Annotated in this window: 15 protein-coding genes; 10 read left to right on the plus strand and 5 right to left on the minus strand. The window is 69.5% G+C overall.

Annotated features, from left to right (window positions below; genetic code table 11):
- Positions 1-80 precede the first annotated feature (80 nt).
- The 4 genes from QK288_RS06535 to QK288_RS06550 are packed head-to-tail and all read left to right on the plus strand — an operon-like array spanning position 81 to position 5,207.
- Positions 81-971 (plus strand): transketolase, encoded by an 891-nt coding sequence (locus tag QK288_RS06535; protein ID WP_281266998.1) that lies wholly within the window; start codon positions 81-83, stop codon positions 969-971.
- Positions 968-1,924, plus strand: a complete 957-nt coding sequence (locus QK288_RS06540; protein ID WP_281266999.1) for a transketolase C-terminal domain-containing protein — start codon at positions 968-970, stop codon at positions 1,922-1,924. The genes QK288_RS06535 and QK288_RS06540 overlap by 4 nt, the downstream gene beginning before the upstream one ends.
- Positions 1,921-3,765 carry a phosphoenolpyruvate carboxykinase (GTP) gene (locus QK288_RS06545; RefSeq protein WP_281267000.1) on the plus strand — a complete coding sequence of 615 codons (1,845 nt, stop codon included), beginning with the start codon at positions 1,921-1,923 and terminating at the stop codon, positions 3,763-3,765. Before QK288_RS06540 ends, QK288_RS06545 begins: the two co-directional genes overlap by 4 nt.
- Positions 3,762-5,207 (plus strand): glyceraldehyde-3-phosphate dehydrogenase, encoded by a 1,446-nt coding sequence (locus QK288_RS06550; RefSeq protein ID WP_281267001.1) that lies wholly within the window; start codon positions 3,762-3,764, stop codon positions 5,205-5,207. Before QK288_RS06545 ends, QK288_RS06550 begins: the two co-directional genes overlap by 4 nt.
- Before the next feature lie 88 nt (positions 5,208-5,295).
- On the opposite strand, the gene QK288_RS06555 is transcribed toward QK288_RS06550, so the two are convergent.
- Positions 5,296-6,654, minus strand: coding sequence for a 6-phospho-beta-glucosidase (locus QK288_RS06555; protein WP_281267002.1), 1,359 nt, complete (start codon positions 6,652-6,654; stop codon positions 5,296-5,298).
- Positions 6,651-7,430, minus strand: a complete 780-nt coding sequence (locus QK288_RS06560) for a DeoR/GlpR family DNA-binding transcription regulator (RefSeq protein WP_281267003.1) — start codon at positions 7,428-7,430, stop codon at positions 6,651-6,653. The genes QK288_RS06555 and QK288_RS06560 overlap by 4 nt, the downstream gene beginning before the upstream one ends.
- A 200-nt stretch (positions 7,431-7,630) precedes the next feature.
- Here QK288_RS06560 and QK288_RS06565 point away from each other — a divergent pair, with 200 nt between their 5' ends.
- From QK288_RS06565 to QK288_RS06590, 6 genes are read left to right on the plus strand one after another with little or no spacing between them, the layout of a single operon-like run.
- Positions 7,631-8,599, plus strand: coding sequence for a carbohydrate kinase family protein (locus QK288_RS06565; RefSeq protein ID WP_281267004.1), 969 nt, complete (start codon positions 7,631-7,633; stop codon positions 8,597-8,599).
- A gap of 45 nt (positions 8,600-8,644) precedes the next feature.
- Positions 8,645-10,009, plus strand: coding sequence for an extracellular solute-binding protein (locus tag QK288_RS06570; protein WP_281267005.1), 1,365 nt, complete (start codon positions 8,645-8,647; stop codon positions 10,007-10,009).
- Positions 10,010-10,019: 10 nt separating this feature from the next.
- A complete protein-coding gene (locus tag QK288_RS06575) occupies positions 10,020-10,976 on the plus strand; it encodes a sugar ABC transporter permease (RefSeq protein ID WP_281267006.1) in 957 nt (318 codons plus the stop codon).
- Complete coding sequence (locus QK288_RS06580) at positions 10,973-11,797, plus strand: carbohydrate ABC transporter permease (RefSeq protein WP_281267007.1); 825 nt, start codon at positions 10,973-10,975, stop codon at positions 11,795-11,797. Before QK288_RS06575 ends, QK288_RS06580 begins: the two co-directional genes overlap by 4 nt.
- A gap of 11 nt (positions 11,798-11,808) precedes the next feature.
- Entirely contained in the window at positions 11,809-12,579 is a 771-nt protein-coding gene (gene nagB, locus QK288_RS06585) for a glucosamine-6-phosphate deaminase (RefSeq protein WP_281267008.1), read from the plus strand.
- Between the two features lie 54 nt (positions 12,580-12,633).
- A complete protein-coding gene (locus QK288_RS06590) occupies positions 12,634-13,413 on the plus strand; it encodes an alpha/beta hydrolase (protein ID WP_281267009.1) in 780 nt (259 codons plus the stop codon).
- A gap of 23 nt (positions 13,414-13,436) precedes the next feature.
- Here QK288_RS06590 and QK288_RS06595 read toward each other — a convergent pair whose 3' ends face one another.
- From QK288_RS06595 to QK288_RS06605, 3 genes are read right to left on the minus strand one after another with little or no spacing between them, the layout of a single operon-like run.
- The gene (locus tag QK288_RS06595) at positions 13,437-14,567 is read right to left on the minus strand and encodes a zinc-dependent alcohol dehydrogenase (RefSeq protein ID WP_348639039.1); all 1,131 of its coding nucleotides are present in this window, start codon (positions 14,565-14,567) and stop codon (positions 13,437-13,439) included.
- Between the two features lie 35 nt (positions 14,568-14,602).
- The gene (locus QK288_RS06600; protein WP_281267011.1) at positions 14,603-15,106 is read right to left on the minus strand and encodes a hypothetical protein; all 504 of its coding nucleotides are present in this window, start codon (positions 15,104-15,106) and stop codon (positions 14,603-14,605) included.
- The gene (locus QK288_RS06605; RefSeq protein ID WP_281267012.1) at positions 15,067-16,218 is read right to left on the minus strand and encodes a glutathione-independent formaldehyde dehydrogenase; all 1,152 of its coding nucleotides are present in this window, start codon (positions 16,216-16,218) and stop codon (positions 15,067-15,069) included. Before QK288_RS06605 ends, QK288_RS06600 begins: the two co-directional genes overlap by 40 nt.
- Positions 16,219-16,241: the final 23 nt, after the last annotated feature.

Below are 16,241 nucleotides of genomic sequence, written 5' to 3' on the forward strand. Positions count from 1 at the left end.
GCTCGTTGAATCTCACTCAGTAGACATGTCGTTCACGGAGTGATAGTTTTGGCGCACCACCGCAGAGCAAAGGAGTCGCCGTGACACGCAACGACGCGAGAGACGTCGAACACCTCGAGACCGTCGCCCGAGAAGGGCGATGGCGCGTCCTCGAGACGGTGGCTGCGAGCAAGGCCGGCCACGTCGGCGGGCCCATGTCGGCCATGGACCTGATGGTGGCCCTGTACTTCCACCAGCTCCGGATCGACCCCGAGCGGCCGCACGACCCCGATCGCGACCGGTTCATCCTGTCCAAGGGGCACTCCGCGATCGGCCTGTACTCGGTCCTGGCGCTCCGCGGGTACTTCCCCGTCGAGGAGCTCGCCACGTTCGACCACGGCGACTCGCGCCTGCAGGGTCACCCGGACATGAAGCTCACCCCGGGGGTGGACTCCTCCACTGGTTCGCTCGGCCAAGGACTCTCCGCCGGCTCCGGCATGGCGATCGCCGCCAAGATGCAGGGCAAGGACTTCCACACCTGGGTCGTGCTCGGCGACGGCGAGATCGAGGAGGGCATGGTCTGGGAGACCGTGATCCACGCCCCTCGGTACGGCCTCGACAACCTCACCGCGATCGTCGACCTGAACGGCCTGCAGCAGTACGGCTGGCCGGCGGGCGACCATGACCGGTACGACCGCAGCGAGCCGATGGGGCACGTCAACCTGCCAGCGGTGTTCCGAGGGTTCGGATGGAACGTCATCGAGATCAACGGGCACGACTTCGAGGAGATCCTCGATGCCTACGCCGAGGTCGACGCCGCCCGCGGCACGACCGGCAAGCCGACCGCGATCATCGCCCACACGGTGAAGGGCAACGGCGTCTCGTTCACCCGCGCGACGTTCAAGTGGCACAACGGCGTCCCGACCGCGGAACAGCTCGACACCGCTCGCGCGGAACTGCTCATCGACCAGAAGACGGAGGCCCTCGCATGAAGGCGCAGCGCGCAGTGTGGGGCGACACCCTCACCGAACTCGCCGAGACGGACGACCGCATCGTCGTCGTCGACGGCGACCTCGCCACCTCGACCATGGCCGTCACGTTCGCGAACGCGCACCCGGAGCGGTTCATCCAAGCGGGCATCGCCGAGCAGAACATGGTCGGGATCGCCTTCGGCATGTCCACCCTCGGGTACCGCCCGTGGCTGTCGTCGTTCGGCGTCTTCCTGACGAACCGGGCCCTCGACCAGGTGCGCATGCTCGTCTCGCAGACCAAGGCCCCGGTCCGTCTGGCCGCCGCCTACACCGGGCTGCTCAACGGCGCGAGCGGCAAGACCCACCAGGACATCGAGGACCTGTCCGTGATGCGGGCGCTCCCGAACATGACGGTCCTCGCGCCCGCCGACGAGACGGAGGCGGCAGCGATCATCCGGTGGGCAGCGGACCACGACGGCCCCGTCTACCTCCGACTCGCCCGCGACGCCGTCGCCGACGTCTTCGACAGCGGCTACGAGTTCCGGATCGGCCAGCCGGTCCTGCTGCGGGACGGCGGCGACGGTGCCGCCGCGGAGGTGACGGTGGTGTCGACGGGGGTGCAGACGTCCCGGACCCTCGAGGCGGTCTCGGCGGTCGAGACCTCCGGCCGCAGCGTGCGGCACGTGCACCTGCCGACGATCAAGCCCCTCGACGACGACGCGCTCTGGGCGCTGCTGGACGGTGCGCGCACCGTCGTCACGGTCGAGGAGCACTCGGTGGTCGGTGGCCTTGGCGACGTCGTCGCCGCCGTCCTCGCCGGACACGCCAGCGGCGCTCGACTGACGAAGGTGGGGCTCGCCGACTCGTGGGCCGAGTCGGGACCGAACGACTTCCTCCTGGAGAAGTACGGTCTGTCGGCCGACCGGGTCGCCGCGCGCATCCGCGACGCGGTCGGCGAGCGGGTGCCGTCATGAGCGTCGTCGACGCGACGGCCGCCGGCACGACCATCGAGCCGGGTCCCGGACGGGAGGCCCTGCATCGTTGGGTGGACCAGGTCGCGTCCCTGACGGAGCCCGACCAGGTCGTCTGGTGCTCCGGCAGCGACGCCGAGAACCGCGCGTTGCTCGACGCGATGGTCACGTCCGGTTCGCTGATCGCCTTGGACCCCGGCCTCCGGCCGGACAGCTACCTCGCCAGGAGCGACCCCGCGGACGTGGCCAGGGTCGAGGACCGCACGTTCATCTGCTCCGTCGACGAGGCGGACGCCGGCCCGACGAACAACTGGCGGGATCCCGCCGCGATGCGCGCAGACCTCACCGACCGGTTCCGTGGCTCGATGCGCGGCCGGACGATGTACGTGGTGCCGTTCTCGATGGGTCCGATCGGGGGCGCCATCTCCCAGGTCGGCGTCCAGGTCACCGACTCGCCGTACGTCGTCGTCTCGACCCGCATCATGACCCGGATGGGGGACGACGCCCTCACACAGATCGACGAGGACACGGTCTGGGTGCCGGCAATGCACAGCGTCGGCATGCCCCTGGTCACGGACGACGGCGACCGGATCACCGACGTCCCGTGGCCGTCCAACGAGACGAAGACCATCGCGCACTTCCCGGAGACCCGGGAGATCTGGTCGTACGGCTCCGGGTACGGCGGCAACGCGCTGCTGGCGAAGAAGTGCTTCGCGCTCCGGATCGCGTCGTCGATGGCGCGTGACGACGGGTGGCTCGCCGAACACATGCTCCTCATCCGCGTCACGACACCGGCGGGCAAGGTCCTGCACGTCGCGGCCGCGTTTCCGTCCGCGTGCGGCAAGACGAACTTCGCGATGATGACCCCGACGGTGCCCGGGTGGAAGGTCGAGACGATCGGGGACGACATCGCGTGGCTCCGGCCGGGTGCCGACGGACGACTCTGGGCGATCAACCCGGAAGCCGGCTTCTTCGGTGTCGCTCCGGGAACCGGCCCGGACACGAACCCGGCGGCCATGTCGACCGTCCGGTCCGGCACGGTCTTCACCAACGTCGCGATGACGCTCGAGGGCGACGTGTGGTGGGAGGGCGCATCCGAGACCCCGCCGCGGCACCTGATCGACTGGCGTGGCCAGCCGTGGGAGCCGGGGAGCGCGACACCGGCAGCGCATCCGAACGCGCGCTTCACGGTCGCCGCGGAACGGTGCCCGACGATCTCCGACGACTGGGACAGCCCGGACGGGGTCCCGATCGACGCCATCGTGTTCGGCGGGCGGCGCGCGACGAACGTGCCGCTCGTCGCAGAGGCCGAGGACTGGGAACACGGCGTGTTCTTCGGCTCGACGATCTCCAGCGAGCAGACCGCTGCCGCCGAGGGCCCGGTTGGCGAGCTCCGCCTCGACCCCTTCGCGATGCAGCCGTTCTGCGGCTACAACATGGCGGACCACTGGGCGCACTGGCTCAGGGTCGGCGACCGTCTCGGGACGAAGGCGCCCCGCGTCTTCCGTGTCAACTGGTTCCGCAAGTCCACCGACGGCGACTACCTCTGGCCGGGCTTCGGCGAGAACGTCCGCGTCCTCGAGTGGATCGCCGGTCGGCTCGACGGGAGCGCCGACGTCCGCTGGAGCCCCGTCGGCGGGCTCCCCGGTGTGGGCGACCTCGACCTCGACGGACTCGACCTCGACGGCTTCGCACTCGACGCCCTGTTCGCGGTCGACCCCGCAGCGTGGACCGACGAGGCCGAACAGCTCCGCGAGCACTTCGACCGGTTCGGTGCCCGCGTCCCGGCGCGACTCCGCGCGCGACTCGACCAGCTCGTCCGCCGGCTCGAGGAGGCGGCGTGAGCACCGACGGCGAGCTCTGGGACGACTGGGACGCGCAGCTCGGGCTCGCCGAGCAGATGATCCCCTTGATCGGTCGCCTGCACCGACGCGACGGTGTGGTCGCCGGGGTGCACGGACGCCGCCTCGTGAACCGATCGGCGATCGACATCGTCAGGGCCCACCGGTTCGCCCGACACGTCGACGGTGCACCGCTGCCACTCGCCGAGTCGCTGCGGATCCTGCGCGCGGCCGTCGACACCGGTGCCCCCGGCCCCGCGTCGCTCGACGTCGGCGCGCTCGCCGCACGGCTCAGGGCCACGGAGGACGACGACGTGCACCACGCGACCGCGATCGCGGAGCTCGTGCGGGACGCTGCCGCCGGCGGTGCGCTCCCGACCACCGACGTCGTGCTCTACGGATTCGGGCGGATCGGTCGCCTCCTCGCTCGCATCCTCATCTCCCACCAGTCCGGCGGGTCAGGACTCCGTCTCCGCGCGATCGTCCTCCGAGCGTCGTCGGGCCCGGACGACCTCGTGAAGCGTGCCAGTCTGCTCCGACGCGATTCCGTGCACGGGCCGTTCGACGGCACGATCACCGTCGACGAGCACGCCGAGACGATCACCGCGAACGGCACGCGCATCCAGGTCATCCGCGCGTCGGACCCCGCCGCGGTCGACTACGCCGCCTTCGGGATCGAGGACGCGATCGTCATCGACAACACCGGGAAGTGGCGCACCGAAGCAGAGCTCCGTCGACACCTGCTCGCCCCTGGGGCCGGGCGGGTGCTGCTCACCGCTCCGGGCAAGGGCGATGTCCCGAACATCGTGCACGGCATCAACAGCGAGCAGGCCGAGCGCGCCGACGTGGTCGCGGCGGCGTCCTGCACGACCAACGCCGTCGCACCGGTCCTCGCGGCGCTGCACGCGGAGTTCGGCGTCGTGCGCGGGCACGTCGAGACGGTGCACTCCTTCACGAACGACCAGAACCTCACCGACAACTTCCACAAGGCCGATCGCCGTGGTCGGGCCGCGCCGCTCAACATGGTCATCACGGAGACGGGTGCGGCGCAGGCGGTGGCGAAGGCCGTTCCAGGACTCGCTGGTCGGCTCACGGGCAACGCGATCCGGGTCCCGACCCCCGATGTCTCGCTCGCGATCCTGCACGTGACGACCGAGCGCCGGGTCACTCGGGACACGGTGAACACGTTCCTCCGCCGGACGTCCCTGGAGTCGGACCTCCGGTCGCAGGTCGACTACGTGGAATCGCCCGAGTTCGTGTCCTCCGACGTGCTCGGCTCGCGGTTCGCCGGCGTGGTCGACGGGCTTGCGACGCAGACGAACGGTGATCACGACGTCGTCGTCTACGTCTGGTACGACAACGAGTTCGGGTACTCCTACCAGGTGATCAGGGTGGTCGAGACGATGAGTCGCGCGCTGGCGGTCTCCCGGGTCGCCGTGGCGTGACTGACCGAGCGTCCGGCCGCGATCTCCTGCGTGCGCCGGGCTGCCGGGAGGGGGCCGCCGCCCCGTACGGTCCCCTCCCTTCCAGCGGTCACCTCGTGAGCACCGCCGCGACCTCCGGGATGCGGTCCACGTAGCCGCGGACCAGGTCGCGCGCCACGGAGACGCTGTCGACGAGCGGGTGCAGTGCGAACGCCTTGAGCGCCTCGTCCTTCGACCCGGTGAGCGCCGCCCGGATGGTGTGCCGTTCGACGGCCTTCACCTGCGACATCAGCCCGATCTGGTGCAGGTCGGGCTGGTCGGTCGTCATCGGGTGCACGCCGTTGGCATCGACCATCGTCGGGACCTCGACCACGGCGTCGCGGGGCAGGCCGGCGATGGTGCCGTTGTTCCGGACGTTGAGGATCATCGTCTGGCGCTCGTTCCGGCTGATCGCGGCCATCACACCGAGGGCGACTCCCGCGTAGCCCTGGTGCGACGGGTCGGTCTCTCGTTCCTTCGGGTCGAGCGGCTCGTCCTGCGTGCCGCCCTTCGCCTCGGCCATGTAGGAGGCGCTCCGTCGCTCGACGGTCTCGCGCCAGAGCTCGGCGACACCGTTGCCCGCAGCGCTCGCCCGGTCGTAGAACGCGGACTGGCTCTCGGCGAGGAAGTCCCCACGGGTCTTGCCGGAGCCGACGATGGAGCGCACGGCGTCCCGGTTGAAGTAGTAGTAGAAGAGGTACTCGTTCGGGATCGCGCCGAGGGAGCGGATCCAGTCGAGGCCGAAGACGTGCCCCTCCTCCATGGCACCGAGTCGCTCGTCGTCCGCCATGAGATCGGGCAGGACGTCGCGGCCGTCGTACATGACGCGGCGCATCCAGCCGAGGTGGTTCAGGCCGACGTAGTCCATCTGCACGCGGGTGTGGTCGAGGCCGAGCATGCCGGCGACGCGGCGGCCGAGCCCGGACGGGGTGTCGCAGATGCCGAGGACGCGGTCGCCGAGGACGCTCTGCATCGCCTCGGTGATGATGCCCGCCGGGTTCGTGAAGTTCATCACGTAGGCGTTCGGGGCGAGGTCGCGGATGACCTTCGCCGCCTCGACCATCACGGGCACGGTGCGGATCGCGTAGGCCAGTCCGCCGGGGCCGGTGGTCTCCTGCCCGAGGACGTTCAGGTCGAGCGCGACGTGCTCGTCGCAGCGACGGCCCTCGAGCCCCCCGACGCGGAGCGCGGCGAAGACGTAGTCGCTGCCCTCGACGGCGCGGTGCAGGTCCGTCGTCGGCTTGAGGACGGGCGCGTCGGGGAACTCGGCGGCGAGCTCGGTCAGGATCGCGACCATCGCGTGCAGCCGGACCTCGTCGACGTCGTACAGGGCGACCTCGTCGACGCGCGGTGAGCCGGTGTCGCGGAGCAGCGCCTGGTACACGTACGGCGTGCGGAACCCGCCGCCTCCGAGGATGCAGAGCTTCATGTGATGATGACCTCTCCGCCGGCGTTCCGGCTGTGTGCGAGTGTTTCGTCGGGGGCGCCGGTCGTCGTGATCAGCGTGTCGACGTCGGTGAGGGAACAGAGGCGGAGCGCCCCCGTCCCGGGGAACTTGGTCTCGGATGCGAGCAGGACGACGCGCTCGGCGGCGGCGATCATCGACTGCTTGATCGGGGCCTCGACGGCCATGTTGTCGACGACGTGGCCGTTCGCGCGGACGCCGGTGCACGACAGGAAGACCACGTCGGCGCTGACGTGCTCGAGTGCGGCCTCTGCCAGTGACCCGACGAGCGTGCGGTAGTTCCGGCGGACCACGCCACCGAGGAGCACCAGACGCACGGCCTCGTCGTCGCGCAGGACGTCGAACACGGCGAGGTTCGTCGTGATGACGGTGATGTCGCGCCCGCGGAGGAGCTCGGCGATCTGCGGCGTGGTCGTGCCGATGTCGAGGATGACCACCTGGCCGTCGGTGACCATCGCGGCTGCGGCGGCGGCCATGCGGCGCTTGAGGTCGATGTCGCCGGCCTCTTCGAAGGGGGTCTCGACGGGTTCGCCGTCGTCGCCGTCCTGCGCGGTCTGCCGTGGTGCGAGGACGGCGCCGCCCCAGGTGCGGACGAGTTCGCCGTTGCGGTCGAGCATCTCGAGGTCACGGCGGATCGTCGCCGGACTCACGGAGAGGGCGTCGGCGAGTTCCTGGACCGAGGCCGCACCGTCGAGCCGGAGCGCCTTGATGATGCGGTTCTGCCGTTCTCGCAGGATCATGCCGTCACCATATCCGAAATCGCGCACGATCACGCAAGATCAATCATGCAAACTGCGATTCAGATCAGACTTAACAAATCTGGAGCAATCAGGTAACGTCCTCGCAACACGAACCACGCAGGCTTGAGCACCACCAGCGGATCGGAATCCCGAATCGCGCAGACCTGCGCAGGGGTGATCCGCAATGACGAGGAGAAGCCGTGCCCGAGGCGAGCCCGACCACCGATCCCGGCGCCCTGCTGTTCGCCGGCGACGTGTTCTGTGACCTGGTGTTCTCCGGTGTCACGGCGCCTGAGCAGGGCGCCGAGGTCTACGCAGACGCGTTCGCCGTCACCCCGGGCGGCGTCGCGAACCGTGCGGTCGCCGCGGCCCGTGCCGGCGCGCCGACCCGTGTGCTCAGCCGCCTCGGCGACGACGTCCTCGGGCGGCACGTGCACGGGCTGCTGACCGCGGAGCCCCTGCTGGACACGAGCCTGCTCGAACTCGTGCCCGGTCACCAGAGCTCGGTCTCCGTCGCGCTGACGGGGCCGGAGGACCGGAGCTTCATCACGTACGAGGAGCAGCTCGAGCCCCTGACCATCCCCGACGACATCGGCCGGGTGGCCGCCACGCACGTCGGCATCGCCCGTCCGCTGCCGGCGTGGGTCGCGACGCTCCGCGCATCGGGGACCACGGTCGTCGGCGGCGTCGGGTGGGACCACACGGGCGAGTGGTCCGGCGAGGTGCTCGACCGGCTCTCCGAGGTCGACGTCTTCGTGCCGAACGACGTCGAGGCGATGCGCTACACCAGGACCGACACCGCGCTGGAGGCCGCGAAGCTCCTGGCGGAGCGGGTCCCGCTCGCCGTGGTCACCCGCGGCCGGGACGGCGTCGTCGCGGTGGACTCGGCGAACGGCGTCGTCGCCACCGCCGAGACGATCCCCGTCGACGTGGTCGACCCGACCGGCGCTGGTGACGTGTTCGTGGCCTCGTTCATGGCCGGCACGCACCACGGCTGGGACCTCGACACCCGTCTCCGGTTCGCCGCCGCGAGTGCCGCGTACGCCGTCACCGGACTCGGCGGCGCCGCGAGCGCCCCGCACCCGGCCGAACTCGTCGCCTTCCTCCGCCGCACCGCCGCCCCCGGTGACTGGTCGTTCCTCGACGCGTCCGTGCCCACCCGCGCCTGACCCCACCGACCCTCCCCAGCACCATCCACCCACTCGCAGAACTGGATGACCATGAAGCACATCAGCAAGACGACGATGCTCATCGGCGTCGCCGCGGCGGTCGCGCTCGGCCTGACCGCGTGCACCCCCGGCGGATCCGCGGCACCTGCGGCATCACAGAGCCTCGGCCCCGTCTCGAAGGACGTCGGTTCGGGGAAGACGACGCTGACCGTCTGGGACCAGAACACCGACACCGGCATCAACGACGCGCAGCAGGTGCTCAACGACGAGTTCGAGAAGGCGCACCCGAACATCACGATCAAGCGGGTCTCGCGGTCCTTCGCCGACCTGAAGACGACGCTCAAGCTCGCACTCTCCGGGGACAATCCGCCGGACGTCGTGCAGGCGAACCAGGGCTACCCGGACATGGGCGCCTTCGTGAAGGCCGGGTTCCTCCGTCCCGTCGACGACTACGCGAAGCTCTACGGCTGGGACGACTACTACCCGTCGAGCCTGCTCAAGCTCAACTCGTTCTCCTCCGACGGCAAGACCTGGCAAGGGGACGACCTCTACGGCGTCTCGCAGACCGGCGAGCTCGTCGGGCTGTACTACAACAAGGCGGTCCTGAAGGACGCCGGCATCGACTCGCCGCCCACGACCGTGGCCGAGCTGACCGAGGACATGCAGAAGGTCAAGGCGGCGGGCACGCTCCCACTGAGCTACGGCGACGTCGAGAAGAGCCCCGGCATCCACCTCTACGGCCTGGTGCTCTCCGCGCTCGCCGGTCACGACGCCGTCAACGACCTCGTCGCCGGCAAGTCAGGCAGCTGGACCGGTGACGACGAGGTGAAGGCTGCGCAGACCATCACGGACTGGGTCGGCAAGGGCTACGTGACCGAGGGCGCGAACGGCGTCTCGCGCGACGACGCCGTCGCGGCGTTCGGCAAGGGCGAGTCGGCGTTCCTCATCACGGGCACCTGGTACCAGGCGACCCTCGAGGCCGCGGCGAAGGCAGACGACATCGGCTTCACGGCGCTGACCCCGCCCGATGCGTCGAAGCCCGTCACCATGGGCGGCGAGGGGCTGGCGTGGGCCATCACCTCGAAGACGAAGAACGCGAACGCGGCCGCCGCGTACATCGACTTCGTCACGAACGCGAAGGCCTCCGAGACACTCGTCCAGAAGGGCAACCTGCCGACGGTGGTCCCGGACGACGACACCCCGGCATCCGGCACGATCGCGGGCGACATCACGAGCAACTACAAGTCGATCTCGTCGTCGAACAGCATCACGCCGTACCTCGACTACGCCACCCCGACGTTCTACGACACGATCACGGCGGCGATGCAGGACCTGGTCGCCGGCAAGGCCAGCCCGGAGCAGTACACGAAGACGCTCCAGGACGACTACGCCGGCTTCGTGAAGAAGTAGCGAGGACCCCGTGACCCAGTTCACCGGAACCACGGCGGGTGCTGCCGAGCGCAGCGCCCGCCGCGGGCGGACCCGCCGGACGGCCGGCGCCGTCCGGAAGCGGCGGCGGAGCCTCGTCGCGTACCTCTACATCCTCCCCGCGTTCGTCGTGTTCGCGGTGTTCCTCGGGGTGCCGTTCCTGCAGAGCATCCAGTACTCGTTCTACGACTGGGACGGGCTCTCGGCCGCGACGTGGGCCGGGTTCGCGAACTACGCGGGCGTCTTCACCGACGCCCAGCTCCGAGCGTCGTTCGGGCACGCACTCGTGCTGATGGTGTTCTACGCGGCGATCCCCGTGGTCGTGGCGCTGTTCCTGACCGCGCTGATCTCGCGGGCGAACGGCCTCCGTGGGATGTCGTTCTTCCGCACCGTGCTCTTCCTCCCGCAGGTCATCGCGTCGGTCGTCGTCGCGACCATCTGGGTCTCGATCTACTCGTCCGACGGCCTGCTGAACGACGCGCTCCGGCTCGTCGGGCTCGGGCAGTTCGCGCAGGTCTGGCTCGGCGGCTACGACACCGCCCTCCCCGCGATCGGCTTCGTCGGCACCTGGCTCAACGTCGGTCTCTGCCTGGTGCTCTTCCTGTCCGGTGTCGGCAACATCCACCCGAGCCTGTTCGAGGCCGCGCGCATCGACGGCGCCGGGGCCGCTCGGGAGTTCTTCTCGATCACGCTGCCGTCCCTCCGCGGGCAGATCGCCGCAGCGCTCACCCTCACAGTGGTGTCGGCGCTGAAGACCTTCGACCTGGTCTACGTCACGACGAGCGGTGGGCCGGGCAACTCGACGTCCGTGCCCGCGTTCGAGGCGTACAACCGGGCGTTCCAGACCGGGCAGGTGGGGTCGGCCGCCGCGGTCGCCGTCTCGCTCACCGTCGTCATCATGATCGTCACGGCCCTGATCGGCCGTCTCCAGCCGAAGGACGTCGCATGAGGATCTCCGTCCGCGAGAAGACCGTGAACTACGTCATCCTGACGCTGTTCGCGCTCTTCGCGATCATCCCGCTCATCGGGGTGCTGCTGTCCTCGGTCACCCCGTCGGCGCAGAACTCCGGCGGGTTCAGCGTGCCGACGTCGATCGACCTCGGGAACTTCGGCGCCGCGTGGAACCAGGGGCACTTCGCGAGCTACATGTTCTCGAGCGTGCTCGTCACGGTGTCCGTCGTCGTCCTCACGACCGTCCTCGCGGTGTTCGCCGGGTTCGCGTTCGCACGGCTGGACTTCTTCGGCTCGAACGTGCTCTTCTTCGTGATGCTCGCCGGCCTGATGCTCCCCGCCGAGGCGTTCATCATCCCGCTGTACTTCAACCTGCGGAGTGTCGGGCTGACCGACACCTACACGAGCCTGATCCTGCCGCAGACCGCGCAGTCGTTGGCGTTCGGGATCTTCTGGATGCGCAGCCAGTTCCGGAGCTTCCCCGGGGAGGTCATCGAGGCTGCCCGGCTCGACGGCGCCCGGGACGTGCGGCTGCTCTGGCAGGTCATCGTCCCCGCGGCCGTCGCCCCGATCATGACGATGGCGCTCCTCATCACGATGTGGACCTGGAACGAGTTCCTGCTGCCCCTGGTGCTCATCACGAGCGAGGACCACCGGACCGCGCCGCTCGGCCTCGCCTTCTTCAAGGGCGCTCACCTGACCGACTACTCGCTGCTGTCCGCCGCGGGGGTGATCGTCGCCCTGCCGATCGTGGTCCTGTACTTCTTCCTGCAGAAGCGGTTCATCTCCGGCATGCTCGGCGGCTTCGCGGACCGCTGAGGAGCGCCGACGTGGAGATCGTCATCCTGCCCACGCCCGCTGAGGTCGGTCGCGTCGCTGCGGCGAAGATCGCCGCGGTCGTGGCGAAGAAGCCATCAGCCGTCATCGGTCTCGCGACCGGGTCCAGCCCCCAGGGCATCTACACCGATCTGCAGCGCCGCGTCGACGCGGGGGAGATCTCCTTCGCCGAAGCGCGCGGGTTCGCCCTGGACGAGTACGTCGGGATCCCGCTGGAGCACCCCGAGTCGTACGCGTCCGTGATCGCGCGTGACGTGGTGGTGCCGTTGGGCTTCGACGCGTCGCGGGTCCGGGTGCCGGACGGTCGGGCTGCGGACATCGAGTTCGCGGCGAAGGAGTACGACGCCGCGATCCGTGCCGCCGGGGGGATCGACGTGCAGATCCTCGGGATCGGAGCGAACGGGCACATCGGCTTCAACGAGCCGACGTCCTCGTTCGCGTCACGGACCCGCATCAAGACGTTGGCGCCGTCCACGCGTGAAGCCAATGCCCGGTTCTTCGACAGTCTGGACCAGGTGCCGACGCACTGCATGACGCAGGGGCTCGGCACCATCCTCGAGGCGCAGCAGCTGGTGCTCGTGGCGCAGGGGTCGGCGAAGGCCGACGCGATCGCGGCCGCGGTCGAGGGGCCGCTCAGCTCCTTCGTGCCCGGCAGCGCGCTGCAGCTCCACGAGCACGCGACCGTCGTGGTCGACGAGGAAGCAGCAGCCGGCCTGCAGCTGTCGGATTACTACAAGTACACTTACCGCAGCAAGCCCGCCTGACCGTCGGACGACCGCCCGGCACACCACTGTGCGGGCGACTCGTAGGCTTGCCGGGTGATTGCTCGCGTCCTCGGTGCTGGTCGTCCGCTCGTCGCCCTCCACGGATTCGGTGTGGACCACCGGATCATGCTGCCTCTGGTAGGAGCGGCGCAGGACCTGCCCTGGCGACTGGTGTTCCTCGACCTCCCGTGGGCCGAGGCCGCCGCGGGGACCTCGACCGCGACGAGCGCGGGCGAGGTGGCCGACGGTGTCCTCGCGGAGATCGACGACCACCTCGGCGACGAGCCGTTCGCCGTCATCGGGAACTCCTTCGGCGGCATGATCGCCCGTCACGTCGCGCACGAACGCCGGGACCGTGTGCTCGGTGTCGCGACCCTTGCGGGTGTCGTGCAACCAGCACACGCGGACCGTGCCGTCCCCGAGCGCACCGTGCTCCAGACCGACCCGTCCGTCCTCGAGGCTGCCGGTGACGCGCGAGAAGCGTTCGAGGAGGTCAGCGTCATCCAGGACGCGGCCGCGTTCGCAGCGTTCGAGCAGTACGTGTTGCCCGGTCTCCGCGGCTCGGACGCAGCGATGATGGAGCGCATCGCCGCTGACTACGCGCTGGAGGCCGTGCCCGAGGAACGTCATCCGGCGCCGTTCACCGCGCCGGCGCTGCATCTGTTCGGTCGGCAGGACGACGTCGTCGGGTACGAGGACGGCCTCGCACTCCGGGATCACTACCCACGAGGGAGCTTCGTCGTCCTCGACGCCGCCGGACACAACGTGCACCTCGAGCAACCCGAGGTCACCACCGCCCTGGTCCGCGACTGGCTCGCACGCATCGACCGGTAGCCCGTCCGTTGCCGGGGCACCGATCAGGGACGGAAGACGGCCCTGACGCATCCGTCGGTCTTCTCCTTGAACATGGCGTAGCCGCCGGGTCCGTCGTCGAGTGGCATGACGTGCGTGGCGAGGTGCTCTGTGACGATCTCGTCCCGCGCCATCCGCTCGAGGAGCATCGGGATGTACCGGTGTCCGTGCTGCTGAGCGGACCGGAGCGTCAGGCCCTTGTTCATCACCGCCCCGAGGGGGAACTTGTCGACGAAGCCCCCGAAGACGCCCAGCACGAAGATGCTGCCGCCCTTGCGCGCAGCGAAGACCGCCTCACGGACGGCAGTCGGTCTGTCCGTCTGCAGCCGCAGCTGCTGCTTCAGCTGGTCGAAGGCGAAGTCGGGCCCGTCGCGGTGTGCCTCCATGCCGACTGCCTCGATGCACACGTCGGGGCCGCGGCCACCCGTGCGTTCTCGGAGCTCGGCCGTCACCTCGGCCGTCTCGTAGTTCATGGTCTCTGCACCGATGACCTGCTCGACCTGCGTGAGCCGTTCCTGGAAGCGGTCGATCACGATGACGCGTTCCGCGCCGAGCAGCATCGCACTACGCGCAGCCATCTGGCCGACACCACCAGCGCCCCAGACGGCGACGGTGTCGCCGGGCCGCACACCCCCGAGGTCCGCTCCCATCCATCCCGTCGGGGCGGCGTCGGACGCGAAGAGCGCCCGCTCGTCGCTGACCCCGTCCGGGACGGGGAAGGCGCCCTGGTCCGCGTACGGCACCCGGATGTACTCCGCGTGACTCCCGGCCCATCCGCCCAGTGCGTGCGAGTAGCCGTAGCAGCCGCCGGGTGCCTGGCCCCAGAGCATCTCGGGGATGCCCGCGTTGGGGTTGCCGTTGTCGCAGAGCGAGAACAGTTCGTTGCGGCAGTACCAGCACTTCCCGCAGCTGATGAACGAGCACACCACGACCCGGTCACCGACCTTGTGCTCGGTGACGGCCGATCCGACGTCGACGACCTCGCCGATGAACTCGTGTCCGAGCACGTCGCCTGCCCGCATGGTGGGGACGTACCCGCCGAGCAGGTGGAGGTCGGACCCGCAGGTCGTGCTCAACGTCACCTTGACGATGGCGTCCTGAGCGTTGAGGATCTCCGGGTCATCGACGTTCTCCACCGAGAGTTCGTTCACCCCGGTCCAGCACAGGGCCTTCACAGCACACCCCCGCCCTTCGCATCGTCTTCTGCTTCGTCGACCGCGTGGCCGAGCAGCGTGCGTGGACGGTCGCCGTGCGGTCTCGGGGTCGCGCGCAGGACCTCGCCTGTCTCGAAGACCTGCTTGGCATCGCGCAGCGCTTCCCGCAGGGTCCGGTTCGGATCGCTGCCGTCCACTCCGAGGTCGGCACCGTCCCGCACGCGGGCATGCACCTCGAAGCCCTTGTCGCCCGGAGCGGGCTCGACCCGGATCTCGAGCGCCGCAGCCAGACGTCCGAGCGGCTCTGGGTAGCCATCGCGCTCGAACGCATCGGCATCGCCCAGGACGGTGACCGCCTTCCATCCTTCCGGGTGCGCCGCGTCACCGTCCGATCCACGCGGCTTCGTCACCAACGACCGGGCGACCAGGCCGACGGCGATCCCCGCGACCCCGACCGCGGCGGCGGCTCTGCCCACCATGATCAGGACCGCTTCCCGGGCTTGAGGACGACCTTGGTCCACCCGTCGTCCCGCTTGTCGAAGTGCTCGTAGGCGTCGGGAGCACCATCGAGCGGCAGCTCGTGGCTGACGATGAACGACGGTGTCGCCTTACCGGCAGCGATGAGGTCGCGGAGCGGCCGGTTGTACTTCTTGACCGGCGCCTGTCCGGTGCCCATGGTCTGGCCCTTGAACCAGTGCAGTCCGATGTCGAATGCGATCTGGCCCTGCTTCGCCAAGTCGTCGGGGCCGCCTGGGTCCTGCGGCACGAAGACGCCGACGGTTCCGATCCGTCCGGTGAACCGGACCGACTGCACCAGACGGTTGAGCGTGAGGTTCGGCTGCTCGTCACCACCGGGGTCGTGCGCCTGGTAGCCGACGCATTCGCAGCCGTTGTCGGCGCCGAGCCCCATCGTCTGCTCGAGGACGGCCTGCACGGGGTCGACCTTCGAGTCGTCGATGGCGATCGCGCCGATGGACTCCGCCAGTCGGAGGCGGTCCGGATGCCGGTCGACGACCATCACCTTGCTCGCTCCCCGGATGGTGGCCGACAGGGCGGCCATCAGTCCGACCGGGCCGGCGCCGTAGATGACGGTCTGGTCGCCCGGCTGCACTCCCGCCATCTCGGTGGCGTGGTAGCCGGTCGGGAAGATGTCGGCGAGCATCACGTAGTCGGATGCCTTCTCCTCAGCGTCCTCGCCCAGTCGGAGACAGTTGAAGTCGCCCCAGGGCACCCGCAGGAGTTCGGCTTGTCCGCCGGCCCATGGGCCCATGTCCGCGAATCCGTACGCCGCACCCGCCCACTCGGGAACGGGCTGAGCGGTGAGGCAGTAGTTGGTCAGCCCGCGCTCGCAGTTCTTGCAGTGCCCGCACGCCACGTTGAACGGCAGGACGACGTGGTCCCCGACCTTGACCTTGTCCACACCGCCGCCGACCTCGATCACCTCGCCCATGTTCTCGTGACCGAACCAGCGGCCGGTCTCGAAGCTGGTGCGCCCCTCGTACATGTGGAGGTCGGATCCGCAGATGTTGGTCGTGGTGACGCGCACCAGCACGTCGGTCGGGCGCTCGATGCGCGCATCGGGGACGTCCTGCACCGTGACCTTGCGCGGCCCCTCGTAGACAACGGCTTTCATGTTCGTCTCCTCTCGTGCGGGAC

The organism is Curtobacterium sp. 9128 (genome assembly GCF_900086645.1).
Lineage (GTDB): Bacteria > Actinomycetota > Actinomycetes > Actinomycetales > Microbacteriaceae > Curtobacterium.

Bases quoted from the DNA above. Each gene is read 5' to 3' on its own strand.
- QK288_RS06555 (WP_281267002.1), bottom strand. From the start codon at position 6,654: ATGAAGCTCTGCATCCTCGGAGGCGGCGGGTTCCGCACGCCGTACGTG.
- QK288_RS06560 (WP_281267003.1), bottom strand. From the start codon at position 7,430: ATGATCCTGCGAGAACGGCAGAACCGCATCATCAAGGCGCTCCGGCTC.
- QK288_RS06540 (WP_281266999.1), top strand. From the start codon at position 968: ATGAAGGCGCAGCGCGCAGTGTGGGGCGACACCCTCACCGAACTCGCC.
- QK288_RS06570 (WP_281267005.1), top strand. From the start codon at position 8,645: ATGACCATGAAGCACATCAGCAAGACGACGATGCTCATCGGCGTCGCC.
- QK288_RS06605 (WP_281267012.1), bottom strand. From the start codon at position 16,218: ATGAAAGCCGTTGTCTACGAGGGGCCGCGCAAGGTCACGGTGCAGGAC.
- QK288_RS06580 (WP_281267007.1), top strand. From the start codon at position 10,973: ATGAGGATCTCCGTCCGCGAGAAGACCGTGAACTACGTCATCCTGACG.
- QK288_RS06545 (WP_281267000.1), top strand. From the start codon at position 1,921: ATGAGCGTCGTCGACGCGACGGCCGCCGGCACGACCATCGAGCCGGGT.